General features: G+C 64.0%; 15 protein-coding genes. 3 read left to right on the top strand and 12 right to left on the bottom strand.

The features are described from left to right. The first annotated feature begins 87 nt into the window (after positions 1-87). Complete coding sequence (locus tag AC07FD_RS36270; RefSeq protein WP_478353734.1) at positions 88-408, top strand: hypothetical protein; 321 nt, start codon at positions 88-90, stop codon at positions 406-408. On the opposite strand, the gene dapA is transcribed toward AC07FD_RS36270, so the two are convergent. Continuing rightward, positions 367-1320, bottom strand: a complete 954-nt coding sequence (dapA, locus tag AC07FD_RS36265; protein ID WP_478353762.1) for a 4-hydroxy-tetrahydrodipicolinate synthase — start codon at positions 1318-1320, stop codon at positions 367-369. The two genes, AC07FD_RS36270 and dapA, sit on opposite strands and share 42 nt — an antisense overlap. Between dapA and AC07FD_RS36260 the strand changes: the two genes are divergently transcribed. After that, a complete protein-coding gene (locus AC07FD_RS36260) occupies positions 1319-1750 on the top strand; it encodes a hypothetical protein (protein ID WP_478353733.1) in 432 nt (143 codons plus the stop codon). The genes dapA and AC07FD_RS36260 overlap by 2 nt on opposite strands. A gap of 18 nt (positions 1751-1768) precedes the next feature. Here AC07FD_RS36260 and AC07FD_RS36255 read toward each other — a convergent pair whose 3' ends face one another. The 7 genes from AC07FD_RS36255 to AC07FD_RS36225 form a co-directional block, all read right to left on the bottom strand. Beyond that, positions 1769-1990 carry a hypothetical protein gene (locus tag AC07FD_RS36255; RefSeq protein WP_478353732.1) on the bottom strand — a complete coding sequence of 74 codons (222 nt, stop codon included), beginning with the start codon at positions 1988-1990 and terminating at the stop codon, positions 1769-1771. Between the two features lie 20 nt (positions 1991-2010). Continuing rightward, a complete protein-coding gene (locus AC07FD_RS36250; RefSeq protein WP_478353731.1) occupies positions 2011-2202 on the bottom strand; it encodes a hypothetical protein in 192 nt (63 codons plus the stop codon). A gap of 201 nt (positions 2203-2403) precedes the next feature. Beyond that, positions 2404-4062, bottom strand: a complete 1659-nt coding sequence (locus AC07FD_RS36245) for an FAD-binding dehydrogenase (RefSeq protein WP_478353730.1) — start codon at positions 4060-4062, stop codon at positions 2404-2406. Between the two features lie 88 nt (positions 4063-4150). Continuing rightward, the gene (locus AC07FD_RS36240) at positions 4151-5137 is read right to left on the bottom strand and encodes a Gfo/Idh/MocA family protein (RefSeq protein WP_478353729.1); all 987 of its coding nucleotides are present in this window, start codon (positions 5135-5137) and stop codon (positions 4151-4153) included. Between the two features lie 86 nt (positions 5138-5223). Then, positions 5224-5799: a YceI family protein gene (locus AC07FD_RS36235; RefSeq protein ID WP_478353728.1), complete on the bottom strand. Its 576-nt coding sequence runs from the start codon at positions 5797-5799 to the stop codon at positions 5224-5226. A gap of 72 nt (positions 5800-5871) precedes the next feature. Further along, positions 5872-6450 carry a cytochrome b gene (locus AC07FD_RS36230; protein ID WP_478353727.1) on the bottom strand — a complete coding sequence of 193 codons (579 nt, stop codon included), beginning with the start codon at positions 6448-6450 and terminating at the stop codon, positions 5872-5874. A 167-nt stretch (positions 6451-6617) separates the two neighbouring features. After that, positions 6618-7508 (bottom strand): LysR family transcriptional regulator, encoded by an 891-nt coding sequence (locus tag AC07FD_RS36225; RefSeq protein WP_478353726.1) that lies wholly within the window; start codon positions 7506-7508, stop codon positions 6618-6620. A 175-nt stretch (positions 7509-7683) separates the two neighbouring features. Here AC07FD_RS36225 and AC07FD_RS36220 point away from each other — a divergent pair, with 175 nt between their 5' ends. Then, positions 7684-8679 (top strand): aldo/keto reductase, encoded by a 996-nt coding sequence (locus tag AC07FD_RS36220; RefSeq protein ID WP_478353725.1) that lies wholly within the window; start codon positions 7684-7686, stop codon positions 8677-8679. A gap of 294 nt (positions 8680-8973) precedes the next feature. Here the strand turns inward: AC07FD_RS36220 and AC07FD_RS36215 are convergent, their stop codons facing one another. The 4 genes from AC07FD_RS36215 to pheS are packed head-to-tail and all read right to left on the bottom strand — an operon-like array spanning position 8974 to position 13525. Beyond that, positions 8974-9576 (bottom strand): nucleotidyltransferase family protein, encoded by a 603-nt coding sequence (locus AC07FD_RS36215; RefSeq protein ID WP_478353724.1) that lies wholly within the window; start codon positions 9574-9576, stop codon positions 8974-8976. A gap of 39 nt (positions 9577-9615) precedes the next feature. Beyond that, positions 9616-12024 (bottom strand): phenylalanine--tRNA ligase subunit beta, encoded by a 2409-nt coding sequence (gene pheT, locus AC07FD_RS36210; protein ID WP_478353723.1) that lies wholly within the window; start codon positions 12022-12024, stop codon positions 9616-9618. Continuing rightward, positions 12021-12443, bottom strand: coding sequence for a GFA family protein (locus AC07FD_RS36205; protein ID WP_478353722.1), 423 nt, complete (start codon positions 12441-12443; stop codon positions 12021-12023). Before AC07FD_RS36205 ends, pheT begins: the two co-directional genes overlap by 4 nt. Continuing rightward, on the bottom strand, positions 12440-13525 hold the full coding sequence (gene pheS / locus AC07FD_RS36200; RefSeq protein ID WP_478353721.1) for a phenylalanine--tRNA ligase subunit alpha: 1086 nt from the start codon (positions 13523-13525) through the stop codon (positions 12440-12442). The genes AC07FD_RS36205 and pheS overlap by 4 nt, the downstream gene beginning before the upstream one ends. Between the last annotated feature and the right edge of the window lie 75 nt (positions 13526-13600).

Below are 13600 nucleotides of genomic sequence, written 5' to 3'. Positions count from 1 at the left end.
CTGGTCTCGAATTCCTATGCGGCCAGCGACTATGTACTTCCCAACCGCTCGACTGGCGGCCGGAACGACAGACTGGCTTCAAGGACCATGAGATCACATTCAGTCTGGCTGACCTCCAGGGTCAGCCGCAGGGTGCCGACGGAATATTTTGTCCTGGCAGACCTCAGAGAACAAGGCGCGATCATCGGCCGGCTCGCCGGCCATCCGATCGCCGATACGGTCATCGATGCGAGCGGATCCCGATATCGCTATGTCGGCGTTGCAACGCGCGACGCCGATGGGCGCTTCGATGTCGAAGCGCTGCGGGCTGGCGAATGGATCGTCCAACCGGGCCTGGTTTATGCCGCCGACGGGAAGGCCGCTCCGTCAAAACCGCTGCTGAGCAGTCGCGACCGCAATCCGTCCTGATTGCATTGCGCTGGGTCCACCCTCGTTCAAAGTCACCATCGCCTCTCGAATTGCCGTTGCGGTTTCAGGACGGACAGGGGTCATTGGCAAGCGGACGTCCGGGCTCAGCCCCAGCGCCAGGTGCAGGGCGTATTTGACCGGTACCGGATTGCTCTCCAGCTCGAGCGCCGCGATGAGTGGCCGCAAGCGATGATGGATGGCCCGAGCGGTGTGGTGGTCGCCTTGCCGGCAGGCATCATGCATCTCGACGCACAGTCGCGGGGCGACGTTGGAGACCACGGAGGTCGTGCCACGCCCGCCCATGGTGTTGAAGCCGAACGACGTCGCGTCGTGACCGGACAGACAGATGAAGCGGCGCCTCAGCACGGCAGGAAGCGAGGACAGGCGGTTCACATCGCCGGTGGCGTCCTTGATGCCGACGATGGTTGGAACCTGCGCCAGGCGCTCGACCGTCTCCTGCGACAGGTCGACACCGGTACGGGCCGGGACGTTGTAGACGATGATCGGTATCTTGACCTTGCTGGCGATGGCTTCGAAGTGGCGGAAAATCCCCTCCTGGCTCGGCCTGTTGTAGTAGGGCGTGACGATGAGGGCAGCGTCGGCCCCGAAAGCCTCGGCGGCTGTCGAAAGAGCAATCGTCGTCTCGGTGCTGTTCGTCCCGGTGCCGGCGATGATCGGCACCCTGCCCGCGGCAATTTTCACGCAGAGCGCGATGATGTCGAGGCGCTCCTCCCACGATAAGGTCGGGGACTCACCGGTGGTGCCGCACGGCACCAGCCCGTTGATCCCTTGTTCGATCTGCCAGCGCAGCAGCGTGGTCAGTTGCTTCAGGTCGACCTCGCCGTCGGTGAACGGCGTTACCAGCGCGGTCATCGCTCCGGTCAGGCGCATTCGTGCTTGTTCGGGTGTCATGGCAATCAAATTCTCCTTGGTGATTGTTTGGGGACGCCGCCTGTTCGAGGTGCGAAAGAAGCAAAGCCGAGAGCACCGCTGCAGCCAGATCGGTGTGGTCCGCTTCGGCTATGCAGGCGTTGCCTGGCGTCGCTACAGGCGGGGTTTGAATGGTGCAAACCCATCGCTCGCCGGTCCTGCTGAGCGACGAAACCGAGCGCTCCGGTTTCGACAGGGCGACGAGCAGGAGGACGGCGCCGAGCGTGGCGCCGGCCTCGACCAGGCCGGCAAACCGCCGGCCTTGCCGGGACGATCTGTCGAGCGACAGGCCGCGTGCGGCCTCCCACAGCTGGTGTTCGATCAGCCTGCCGACATGCGGGAGAAGATCGAACAATCCGGCCAGATCGGCAGTGTTGGACGTGTCCATGGTCAGACCGTTCCGGAAAGGTGAAAGCAGCCGGAAACAGGATCAGTTGAACAGGGAAAGGCACACGCTCGCCGGAGCGAAGCGTATCGCGCCGGCCTGATGACCGCTTTCCATCGTGGCGAAACGAACAGCCGAGGTCCTGTCGGCGAAAACACCGCCGGTCATGCCTTCTTCGTCGCGCGCGATCCAGTGGCCTTCGTCGTCGCGCCCAACCACGAAACGGTGAAGGGCGTTTCCGTCAGGGGGGATATGAGAACGTTGCATGATATTCTTCTGCTTTGCGATCAGGAAACTTGAGCAGCGATGGTGGCGGCGACCAGCAAGCCGCCGGCGACCAGGAGCCACAATGTCGGAGTGAAGGGCGCGACCAGGCTGACCGGCCGGCGATTGTTGTTGGCAGCACGCCGCGCTTGCTCAAGCTGCGACGCCGGCAGCGGACGATGGGTGGGCAGATAGAGCCCGTCCGAGAGGTACATCGAAGACTTCCTTCTTTCTTAACTGTCGTCACGAGGTGGTGACTGCCTGCAGCGGCTCAGGACCGGCTGCACTCAGAAAGATAAAAGCATCCGCATTTGTATTCGAGGCGGCCGAAAACTGAAAAATATAAAAAAGTCATATGTTTATCGCCTGGGCGTATGTGGCCCCCAAGCGGGAAATCGGACCGCCGCGGCGCTGTTTCACGCCACCGCGGCGGCCGCCGCCCGGCCGGCGCTGCGGCCGGAAAAGATGCAGCCGCCGAGGAACGTGCCTTCGAGCGCCGCATAGCCATGCACACCGCCGCCACCGAAACCTGCGGCCTCGCCAACGGCATAAAGCCCCGCCACCGGCTGGCCGTCGGCACCCAGTACACGGCTGTCGAGATCGGTCTCCAGGCCGCCCAGCGTCTTGCGGGTCAGGATGTTGAGGCGGACCGCGATCAGCGGACCGTTTGCCGGGTCGAGCATTTTATGTGGCTTGGCCGTGCGGATCAGTTTGTCGCCAAGGTAAGCACGCGCACCACGCAACGCAGTGATCTGCATGTCCTTGGAGAACGGATTGTCGAGCTGCCGGTCGCGGGCGCGGATCTCGCGTTCGACCTTTGCGAGTTCGAGCAGCGGCTCGCCGCCGGCCAGCGCGTTCATGCGGGCGACCAGCTTCGGCAGGTCGGCCTCGACGATGAAATCCTCGCCCTTCTCCATAAACGCCTTCACCGGGCCCGGAATGCCCGACGTGGCGCGGCCGAGCACCTGACGCCAGCTCTTGCCGGTCAGGTCGGGGTTCTGTTCGGAGCCCGACAGCGCGAACTCCTTCTGGATGATCTTCCTGGTCAGGATGAACCAGGAATAGTCGAAGCCGGTGCTCATGATGTGGTTGAGCGTGCCCAGCGTGTCGAAGCCGGGATAGAGCGGCACCGGCAGGCGCTTGCCCCTGGCATCGAGCCACAGCGACGACGGGCCGGGCAGGATGCGGATCGCATGATCGGTCCAGATCGGTGCCCAGTTCCTGATGCCCTCGACATAGTGCCACATGCGGTCGCGATTGATGATGCTGCCGCCGGCCGCTTCGGTGATCGCCAGCATGCGGCCGTCGACATGGTCGGGCACGCCCGTGATCATGCGCTCGGGTGCCGCGCCCAGCCGCTGCGGCCAGTTTTCCCGCACAAGCTGGTGATTGGCGCCAATGCCGCCGGAGGCGACGATCACGGCTTGCGCATGAAGCTCGAAATCGCCTGAAATGTCGCGCGAGCTCTTGTGGCCACGCTCGACGGTGCTTGGCTGCAGGATGTCGCCGCGCACGCCGTCGACGGTGGCACCCGTGCGGGTCAATTCGTTGACCCTGTGGCGGAATTTGAAGCGAATCAGCCCGCTTTTCTCGGCTTCGCGGACGCGCTGGACGAAGGGTTCAAGCACGCCGGGGCCGGTGCCCCAGGTGACGTGAAAGCGCGGCACCGAATTGCCATGGCCGATGGCATTGCCACCGCCACGCTCGGCCCAACCGACGACGGGAAAGAATTTCAGGCCACGCTGCATCAGCCATGAGCGCTTCTCGCCGGCGGCGAAGCCGACATAGGCTTCGGCCCATTTGCGCGGCCAGTAATCTTCCGGGCGGTCGAAAGCGGCGGTGCCCAGCCAGTCCTCGAGCGCCAGGTCATGCGAATCGCGGATGCGCATGCGCCGCTGCTCGGGCGAATCGACGAGGAAGAGCCCGCCGAACGACCAGAACGCCTGGCCGCCGAGCGACTGTTCCGGTTCCTGGTCGACGATGACGGTTTTCTTGCCGGCCTCGGCAAGCTCGGCGGCGGCGACCAGCCCGGCAAGGCCGGCGCCGACAATGATCACGTCCGCATCGTCAACCATCTTTCCCCTCCCCATTTGCCAGCTAAAGCAATTCCAGGAAAAGCGTGAAACGGTCTTCCGTCCGGAATTGCGTCGAACAAAGGGCAGGCTAGACGGCCTCCCAACCGTCCTTGCTACCGGCGCGGAAGATGGCGTCGATAACCTTCTGGTTGAGCACGGATTCTTCCAGCGTGAAGACCCGCTCCTTGCCGCCCTGTGCGGCCCGCGCGAAGGTCTCGACCTCCAGCCGGTACTGCTGGGTGCCGGGAAAGCGGAATACCTGCGCCTCCGTGTGGTTCTGGTTGTGAAGTTCGACGCGGTGATGGTCATAGAGCCCGGCGTTGAAGGGCGAAAACACCTCGATGAACCCCTTCTCGCCATGGAACACCATGACCTGGCGCGCCGCCATCTGCGTCGACAGGTAGAAGGACAGCTCGAAGTCGCCGAAATCGGCGCGGATCGAGGAATAGATGTCGGTGCCGAATGTCTTGTCGCGCTCAATCGTCGCCTGGACGCGCAGCGGCTCCTTGCCGGTGGAAAAGCGCGTCGAGACGGTCGGGTAGACGCCGATGTCGGGCAGCGCGCCGCCGCCGAGATCGAGCTTGTTGCGCATGTTGTTGGGGTCGACGTTGTAATAGGAGAAGGCGCCCTGGACGTGGCGCAGGCGGCCGATGGCGCCGCTGGCGATGAGATCGCGCACCTTGATCCATTGCGGGTGGTAGATGACCATGAAGGCCTCGCAGACCAGCACCTTCTTGGCATCGCGCAGCTTGATCAGCGGCAGAATGTCCTTGGCGTCGAGCGCCAGCGGCTTTTCGACCAGCACGTGCTTGCCGGCCTCGATCGCCTTGGCCGCCCATTCGACGTGTTGGGAGGTCGGCAGCGGGATGTAGACGCCGTCGACCTCGCTGGAGGCGAGCAGGTCCTCATAGGAGCCGAAGGCATGGCGCGCGCCGAAACGCTCAGCCAGGGCCTTGGCCTTCGACAGGTCGCGGCTGGCAATCGCCGACAGAACACCGTTCTCCGCGTCGACCATTGCCGGCAACAACTGCTCGCGGCCGATCTTGGCCGTCGACAACACACCCCATCGGAACATCAGGCTTCTCCATAGCGATTGCAGGCGACGAGGTTTGCCCGAAATCTCAGGAAAAGCCAATGCGGGTGCTAGGGTTCTGCAAGGGGCTAGCCCCGTTTGCCCGTCAGCGTCATGTCGAAGTCGACGATGTTGGAATAGATAGGCGTGCCGACGTCCATGCCGTAGCGTGACCTGAGCACCTTGCCGGTGACATGGAATTTTATCGTGCCGGCCTTGAGGTCGCCAAGCTGGGCCGTGAACTCTTCCGGAAACGTCTTGCCGCGCGCCGTCAGCCGGCCGCTGACGAGCGCCGTGGTGTCGCTGGTGCGGGTCACGCTGGTCGAGCGGAACTGGATCTCAGGGCTGTCGGCGGCATCGAACACCGCGTCGGAGCGCAGGAAGGCATCGATGCGGCCCTGGCCGGTGCCGACGCTTTCGGGAAATATGGTGAAATTGACCTGCGAGCGGGCGACGTCGCTGTTGTCGATGCGGATCGAGCCTTTGAAGCGGCCGAAGGCACCATCGAGGCCGCCACCACCGACCTTGCCGATGGAAAAGCGGATCGAGGAGTTGGCCGGGCTGATCGCGTAGCTGCCGGCGGCATCGCCAAGCGCTATTGCCGCTGAAGCCGGCATGGCAAGGCAAACGGCGACCGCCGCAAATCCGAGGATACGCGTGTACATTGAGGTGTTTCCTTGTTGTAGGCAGCGCATTTCCTGCGCGCCCTCACCCAATGAACGAATGACCCGGCCGCTCTATTCCGCACTGTCCTCTAACGAAGGCGTGATCATGCGTGTGAGCACGCCATCCCTGAGCTGGAAATGATGACGCAGCGCCGCCGCGACATGCAGCACGACCAGGGCCATGCCGGCATAGGCGAGATACCAATGCGCTGACGCCCAGAAGCTTTCGGCCGCATCCGATTCGGCCAGCGGCAGGTTCGGCATGAGGAAAAGATTGAACGGCAGGCTGGGGATCTCCAGCATCGACACCGACACCAGCGCCCAGCCGGACAAGGGCAGGGCCAGTTGAAACGCGTAGAGCGCAATGTGAGCGACCGGCGCGGCCCGCCTCTCCAAGGTTCCAACCGAGCGCGGCAGCGCCGGCGCCGCATTGCCGAAGCGCCAGGCGATGCGCAGGATCACCAGTCCGAGCAGCAGAAAGCCGAAGGATTTGTGCAGCTGGATCAGTTCGAAGGCAGTGCGCTGGCTGGTCAGCCGCACCATGATGAAGCCGAGCCCGAACTGGCCGATAAAGATCAGCGCAATCAGCCAGTGAAGAATGATCGCACCCCAGCCATACCGGGTCGTGCTGTTGGTAATTGATGCCTGCATGGGACGTGAACGAATGCCGGTGGGACTTTCTTCCTTCGCTTCACCCTCCCCCTTGCTCGAAGCGGAGATTGCGAGACGGGGTGCGCCCTACGAGACCCCCATCCTGCTTCGCAAAGCCGCCTTGCGGCATTTGCAGCGCGACCCTCCCCAAAAGGGGGCGGGTGAGTTTATCCGCTCACCTTGAAGAAATCGACGAAGGCGCGCAGCGCCGGCCGCATCTGCCGGCGGCTAGGATAGTAGACGAAGAACCCATCGAAAGGCGGGCACCAGTCCTCCAGCACGCGGATCAGTCGGCCGTCGGCGAGCGGCGTGGCGACATAATCCTCGAAGACAAAGGCGAGCCCGGCACCATCGACGACGGCCTGGGCGATCAGATGGTCCTCATCGAGGACAAGCGGTCCCTGCACGGCCATCTCGATCGCCTCGCCGCCCTTCTCGAACTCCCACCGGTAGAGGATGCCACTGGAGAAGCGAAAGCGGATGCAGCGATGATCGGCAAGCTCGCGCGGATGATGCGGTCTCGGCATGGTCGCGAAATAGGACGGCGCGCCGACAACTGCGCCGCGAATGTCCGGCCCGATGCGCACCGCGATCATGTCGCGTTGCAAGCTCTCGCCAAGCCGCACACCTGCGTCGAAACCACCTTCGACGACATCGGTGAAACGATCCTCGATGACGATCTCCAGCACGATGTCGGGATAGACCGCCGCGAACGCAGCGAGCCGTGGCGTCAACACCAGATGGGCGGCGGTGCGCGGTACGCTAAGCCGAAGATTGCCGGCCGGTCGGTCGCGCGCCTCGACCGCCGTCTCCAGTGCAAAGTCGATCTCGGAAAGTGCCGGCCGCAACCGTTCAAGCAGCTGCGCGCCCTCCTCGGTGGGGGCGACGCTGCGGGTGCTGCGGGCCAGAAGACGAACGCCCAGCCTCGCCTCCAGGCTGGACACCGCATGGCTGACCGCCGAAGGCGCGATGCCAAGTTCGCGGGCGGCCCCGCGAAAGCTGGCGCATCGGGCGACGGTGGCCAGCACCGCGAGTTGGGAGAGGTTCGTTCGATTCATTGATCTATTTCTTGGAACAAGCCGTGCAAAAGAGAAACGATTATCGAACGGAAAGCAAGGCGCTATCTCCCCATGCATGTCGCCCAAAAGTGCGCAGCGGTTTTGGGGGCAACGACATGCTTAAGACTTAAAGCGCGTTGTCGACGCTTTAAGCATCGCAACAAGGAGACGCGTGATGCAAACCCGCAAGCTAGGAACTGAATTGAACGTGTATCCCGTCGGCCTCGGCTGCATGGGCATGAGTTTTGTCTATGGCGGCCAGCCGGAGGCCGAGGCGATCGCCACGTTGCACCGTGCCATCGAGATCGGCGTCAACTTCTTCGATACGGCTGAAGTCTATGGCCCCTACGAGAACGAGATCCTGCTCGGCAAGGCGCTGAAGGCGGTTCGTGACAAGGTGACCATCGCCACCAAATTCGGCTTCAAGATTTTGGAGGAAGGCACCGGCATCGACCGCATGGCCGGCGTCGACAGCCGTCCCGAGCACGTCAAGGCGGTCGCCGAGGCGTCGCTCAAGCGGCTTGGCACCGATGTCATCGACCTCTACTACCAGCATCGCGTCGATCCCAACGTGCCGATCGAGGACACGGTCGGCGCCATGGCCGAACTGGTGCGCGAAGGCAAGGTGCGGGCGCTCGGCCTGTCGGAGGCAAGTGCGGCAACCATCCGCCTGGCGCATGCCGTGCATCCGATATCGGCAGTGCAAAGCGAATACTCGCTGTGGAGCCGTGACCCGGAAGACGAGGTGCTCGCCGTCTGCCGCGAACTCGGCATCGGCTTCGTTCCCTACAGCCCGCTCGGCCGTGGCCTGTTGACCGGCACCATCGCCAAGCCCGAGGCTTTGAGCGACGACGACTGGCGCCGTGGTCTGCCGCGCTTCCAGGCCGACGCCATGGCCGCCAACGCCGCTGTCATCGCCACGCTGGAGAAAATGGCGGCTGAAAAGGGCGTGACCTCGGCGCAGATGGCGCTGGCCTGGGTGCTGCACCAGGGCGATTTCATCGTGCCGATCCCCGGCGCGCGGAAAATCCGCCATCTGGAGCAGAACACGGCGGCGGCCGGGATCGAGCTGAGCGCGGCCGAGGTGCAAGCCATCGGTGATGCGCTGTCGCCGGATAAAGTCGTCGGCAAGCGCTACACCGAGGAGTTGCTGGCGCTGGTGAATGGGTGAGAACTGGTCATGCCGGATACTCGAAAGGGGCGCCTGCGGCGCCTCTTTTTTTGAGCGCCGTGCGACGCAAAGGTTGTGAGACGTTGGCGCGAAACACCCCCCTCTGTCCTGCCGGACATCTCCCCCGCAAGGAGGGAGATCAGCAGTTCCACCGCTATCGCCTTTCCTCGACGTTGGCGATTGGTGCTGGCGATTGGCGAAAACCGGCGTGACATCCAATCTCCCCCTTGCGGGGGAGATGTCCGGCAGGACAGAGGGGGGTGCTGTCCCGCGATATCTAATTCTTCTGCATGCCTACCATGGCACGACATCAATCTCCGGCCAGTTGACCTTCGCACGCGCGCCCTTGGCCTCATGCGTCTGGCGGTTGTCCATCACCCGGTTCGGCGTGATGCGAAACGAGAAGACGTCGTCGAGGCCAAACGGCGCCACGAGGTCAAGCTGCCCATCCGCGTCGAAGCGGACCCCGACCGCGTGGGTTTTGGAGGCGAAGTGGCGGACCGAGTCGCTGGAACTCGTGTAGCGCGGGCACGGCTGTCCGAACTTCAGGGGATACCAGAGGTGGACACGAGCCTGGTTGCGCACCTCGACCGGCAGCGACAGTCCGGCGAAGACCGGAGCGGCAGCGGCGATCACGCCATCCTCAGCCTCATAGGAGAGGTCGCTGTCATCGAAGTAGAACAGGTCGACATCCCTGACGCCGTAACCCGATGGCTTGCCTGTCAGCTGGTTCCAGACGGTGTTGTAAAGCGCACCGGAGACCAGCAGCCAGTCGGGCAAGGCAAGACGCCGCGCCCGAGCCAAAGCGTCAGTCAGCAACGCATCTCTCGACACGATGTCGAGAAACGCCGCACGTTGTGCTTCGAACGGGAGCCCTGAATAGCGCAAATGGTCCATCGCCCTTTGGAGGGCGATTCGCCACTTGCCCGCAATCCCTCAAGTCCTGAGTACGCCACCCGTCTGCTTGCCAACATTCTCGATGATGCGCTTCGCCAACGCTTCGAAATCTTCGTCGGTCAGCGTCTTCTCGACCGGCTGGATCGACACCTCGATGGCGATCGACTTCTTGGCCGCGCCGAGTGACGCACCCTCGAAAATATCGAAGACCGAGACAGCGGTGATCAGCTTCTTGTCGGCGGCTAGGGCGGCGCGCACCAGCGTGCCGGCCTCGACCGTCCTGTCGACGACGAAAGCAAAATCGCGCTTGACCGCCTGGAAGGCGGACAGTTCGAGCTTCGGCTTGGTTTTGGTCGGCTTGGCCTTCGGCTCGGGCACGGCGTCGACGAACACTTCGAAGCCGCAGAGCGGGCCGGAGACATCGAGCCCTTCCAGCGTCTTCGGATGGAATTCGCCGAAGGTGCCGAGCACGGTTTTCGGTCCGAGCTTGATCGTGCCGGAACGGCCGGGATGATACCAGGCCGGACCGCCGGCCTCGACCTGCAATCGGTCAACCGGTGCACCGCAGGCTTCGAGTGCGGCGATCGCATCGGCCTTGGCGTCGAACACGCCCACGGCGCCTGAATTGCCGGCCCAGTTGCGGCCGGAGCCGTCGAGCTTTGCGGTGCCGCGGCGGACGCCGGCGGCCACACGCCGCTGCTGGTCGGCGCCATCGCCTTCATAGGTGCCCGACACTTCGAACAAAGCGACGTCGCCGATGCCCCTGTCGGCGTTGCGCTGGGCAGCGGCGATCAGCCCCGGCAGCAGCGACGGCCGCATGTCGGACATGTCGGCGGCGATCGGGTTGGCGAGCTTCAGTGCCGTCTGGCCGCCGCCGAACAGTTCGGCGTGCCTGGCCGGAATGAACGACCAGGTGATGGCCTCCATCATGCCGCGCACGGCAAGCGCACGCTTGGCCGTGCGGGTGCGGACCTGCAGCGTGGTGAGGATCCTCGCATTGACAGCGTCATGCGCGCCAAGCGGCTGCGGCGCGATGTTGTCGACGCCGTGGATGCGCATGACCTCTTCGACCAGGTCGGCCTTGCCATCGACATCGGGGCGCCAGGACGGCACGGCGACGTCAACAACATCGCCCGAGCCCTGCGGCTTGAAGCCGAGGCGCGACAGGATATCAAGGCTTTCCGCCCTTGGCACCTCGATGCCCGTCAGCCGCTTCACTTCCGACAGCGGGAAAGAAACGATCCTGGGTTGGTAGCCGGCATGGCCGGTCACTTCGATCTCGGTCGGCGTGCCGCCGCAGAAATCGAGCACCAGCCTGGTCGCCAGCTCGACGCCGGGCACCATGAATTCAGGGTCGACGCCGCGCTCGAAGCGGTAGCGCGCGTCGGTGATGATGCCGAGCGTACGGCCGGTGCGGGCAGTGGTGATCGGATCCCAAAGGGCCGATTCGATCAGCACGTCCGACGTGTTTTCGTCGCAGCCCGAATGCTCGCCGCCCATGATGCCGGCGATCGACTCGACGCCGTCCTCGTCAGCGATAACGCACATCTCCGGCGTCAGCGTGTATTCGCGGCCGTCGAGCGCCAGCACCTTTTCGCCATCGCGTGCGCGGCGCACGGTCAGGTTGCCGGCGACCTTCCTCGCGTCGAAGACATGCAGCGGCCGGCCGCGATCGAAGGTGACATAGTTGGTGATGTCGACCAGCGCACTGATCGGCCGCAGCCCAATGGCGATCAACCGCTGCTGCAGCCATTTTGGCGATGGGCCGTTCTTGACGCCACGCACCAGCCGCAGCGCGAAACCGGGGCAGAGCTCAGGCGCTTCGATCGTCACCTTGACCGGCGTCTCGCCCTTGCCCGGGATCGCGTCGATCGCAGCGCTCTTCAACGTGCCAAGCCCGCTCGCCGCCAGGTCCCTGGCGATGCCGTAGACGCTGGTGGCGTCCGGCCGGTTCGGCGTCAGGTTGATCTCGATGACCGGATCGTCGAGATGCGCATAGGCAGCAAAGCTGGTGCCGACAGGCGCATCTTCAGGCAGATCGATGATGCCGTTGTGCTCGTCGGAAAGCTCCAACTCGCGCTCCGAACACATCATGCCATGGCTTTCGACGCCCCTGATCTTACCGACCGTCAGCGTCACGTCGATGCCGGGCACATAGGCGCCGGGCGCGGCAAAGGCGCCGATCAGGCCCGCGCGGGCGTTCGGCGCGCCGCAGACGACTTGCACCGGTGGCTTGCCGTCGCCTGTGTCGACGGTGAGCACGCGCAGCCGGTCGGCATCGGGATGCTGCACCGCCGTCAGCACCTTGGCGATGACGAACGGTTTCAGGCTCGACTTGTCGTCGACATGCTCGACTTCGAGGCCGATCGAGGTCAGCCGCTCGACGATCTCGTCGAGGGTGGCGTCGGTCTCGAGGTGGTCCTTGAGCCAGGAGAGGGTGAATTTCATTGGACTGTTCCGTCTGGTCTTTTGACGCTTGTTTTCAGATGTCTCGGCAGATCGTCTGACATATGCAGGAATGGAAGCTGCTCGCTGACATAGGCATGCAGCGTCGGCGGGAATTCGGCCGGCATGTCCATGGCGCCGAGCGTGAAATAGATGACGTCCTCCAGCCGCTCGTCGACATAGGCGATCGGCGAGCCACAGACGCCACAGAACGAGCGCGTCACCGGCCCGTTCTCATACATCTTCAGCGCCTTGCCGGTGAACGCCACCTGACCGACCAGGAAGCCGACAAAGGCCGATACCGGCGCGCCGCTCGCCCGCCGGCAATCGCCGCAATGGCAATAGCTGACGTGGTGCGGTTCGGCCGAGGCCTGGAACCGCACGGCGCCGCAGCGGCAGCCGCCGGTGTGGGCGGCTGTCATGCGCTCAAGCCTCCGAACAGCGTCGGCATGTCGAGCGGCCTGAACCCGTAATGCGACAGCCAGCGCACGTCCGCGTCGAAGAAGGCGCGCAGGTCCGGCATGCCGTATTTCAGCATGGCGATGCGGTCGATGCCCATGCCCCAGGCAAAGCCCTGGTATTCGTCCGGGTCGAGCCCGCCATGGCGCAGCACATTGGGATGCACCATGCCGCAGCCGAGGATCTCCATCCAGTCGGAGCCTTCGCCGAAGCGCACTTCGCCGGGCCGCGAACGGTCGCACTGGATGTCGACCTCGAGGCTCGGTTCGGTGAACGGGAAGAAGGACGGCCGGAACCGCATCTTGACCGAGGGCACTTCGAAGAAGGCCTTGCAGAACTCCTCCAGCACCCACTTCATGTTGGCGACATTGGCCGTCTTGTCGATCACCAGCCCCTCGACCTGATGGAACATCGGCGAGTGGGTGGCGTCCGAATCCTGCCGGTAGGTCTTGCCCGGAATGACGATGCGGATCGGCGGCTTCTTCGTCTCCATGGTGCGGATCTGCACCGGCGAGGTGTGGGTGCGCAAAAGCCTGCGCTCGCCCTTCTCGTCCGGCTGGAAGAAGAAGGTGTCGTGCATCTCGCGCGCCGGATGGCCTTCGGGGAAATTCAGCGCGGTGAAATTGTAATAGTCGGTCTCGATGTCTGGGCCCTCGGCGATCGAGAAGCCGAGGTCGCCGAAGATCGCCGCGATCTCGTCGATGACCTGGCTGATCGGATGGATGCGGCCGCGCTCGGCCGGCGACTGCCGCACGGGCAGCGTCACGTCGACCTTTTCGGCGGCCAGGCGGGCGGTGATCGCCACATCCTTCAGCTCGGCCCGACGCAGCGAGAGCGCATCAGTGACGCGGTTCTTGAGGCCGTTGATAACAGGGCCCTTGAGCTGACGCTCCTCGGCGCTCATCGCGCCAAGCGTCTTCAGCATCTCGGAAACCGAGCCCTTCTTGCCCAGCGCCGAAACGCGTACCGCCTCGATCGAGGCCTCGTCCGCGGCCGACGCGATATCAGCCATCAGGGAATTTTCGAGAGTTTCCATGTCACTCATGTTCCAGACCCGATTGAAGGCATAAGAAAAACCCGCGCCAGCCGTGCCAGCGCGGGTTCCCCAAAATCAGAATTG

Source organism: Mesorhizobium waitakense (assembly GCF_056431085.1).
This window is presented reverse-complemented; position numbering and strand designations above follow the sequence as displayed.

What these genes read in the sequence shown, in the direction of transcription:
- AC07FD_RS36270 (WP_478353734.1), top strand. Translation starts at nt 88, where the DNA reads ATGAGATCACATTCAGTCTGGCTGACCTCCAGGGTCAGCCGCAGGGTG.
- AC07FD_RS36260 (WP_478353733.1), top strand. Translation starts at nt 1,319, where the DNA reads ATGGCAATCAAATTCTCCTTGGTGATTGTTTGGGGACGCCGCCTGTTC.
- dapA (WP_478353762.1), bottom strand. Translation starts at nt 1,320, where the DNA reads ATGACACCCGAACAAGCACGAATGCGCCTGACCGGAGCGATGACCGCG.
- AC07FD_RS36255 (WP_478353732.1), bottom strand. Translation starts at nt 1,990, where the DNA reads ATGCAACGTTCTCATATCCCCCCTGACGGAAACGCCCTTCACCGTTTC.
- AC07FD_RS36250 (WP_478353731.1), bottom strand. Translation starts at nt 2,202, where the DNA reads ATGTACCTCTCGGACGGGCTCTATCTGCCCACCCATCGTCCGCTGCCG.
- AC07FD_RS36245 (WP_478353730.1), bottom strand. Translation starts at nt 4,062, where the DNA reads ATGGTTGACGATGCGGACGTGATCATTGTCGGCGCCGGCCTTGCCGGG.
- AC07FD_RS36240 (WP_478353729.1), bottom strand. Translation starts at nt 5,137, where the DNA reads ATGTTCCGATGGGGTGTGTTGTCGACGGCCAAGATCGGCCGCGAGCAG.
- AC07FD_RS36235 (WP_478353728.1), bottom strand. Translation starts at nt 5,799, where the DNA reads ATGTACACGCGTATCCTCGGATTTGCGGCGGTCGCCGTTTGCCTTGCC.
- AC07FD_RS36230 (WP_478353727.1), bottom strand. Translation starts at nt 6,450, where the DNA reads ATGCAGGCATCAATTACCAACAGCACGACCCGGTATGGCTGGGGTGCG.
- AC07FD_RS36225 (WP_478353726.1), bottom strand. Translation starts at nt 7,508, where the DNA reads ATGAATCGAACGAACCTCTCCCAACTCGCGGTGCTGGCCACCGTCGCC.
- AC07FD_RS36220 (WP_478353725.1), top strand. Translation starts at nt 7,684, where the DNA reads ATGCAAACCCGCAAGCTAGGAACTGAATTGAACGTGTATCCCGTCGGC.
- AC07FD_RS36215 (WP_478353724.1), bottom strand. Translation starts at nt 9,576, where the DNA reads ATGGACCATTTGCGCTATTCAGGGCTCCCGTTCGAAGCACAACGTGCG.
- pheT (WP_478353723.1), bottom strand. Translation starts at nt 12,024, where the DNA reads ATGAAATTCACCCTCTCCTGGCTCAAGGACCACCTCGAGACCGACGCC.
- AC07FD_RS36205 (WP_478353722.1), bottom strand. Translation starts at nt 12,443, where the DNA reads ATGACAGCCGCCCACACCGGCGGCTGCCGCTGCGGCGCCGTGCGGTTC.
- pheS (WP_478353721.1), bottom strand. Translation starts at nt 13,525, where the DNA reads ATGAGTGACATGGAAACTCTCGAAAATTCCCTGATGGCTGATATCGCG.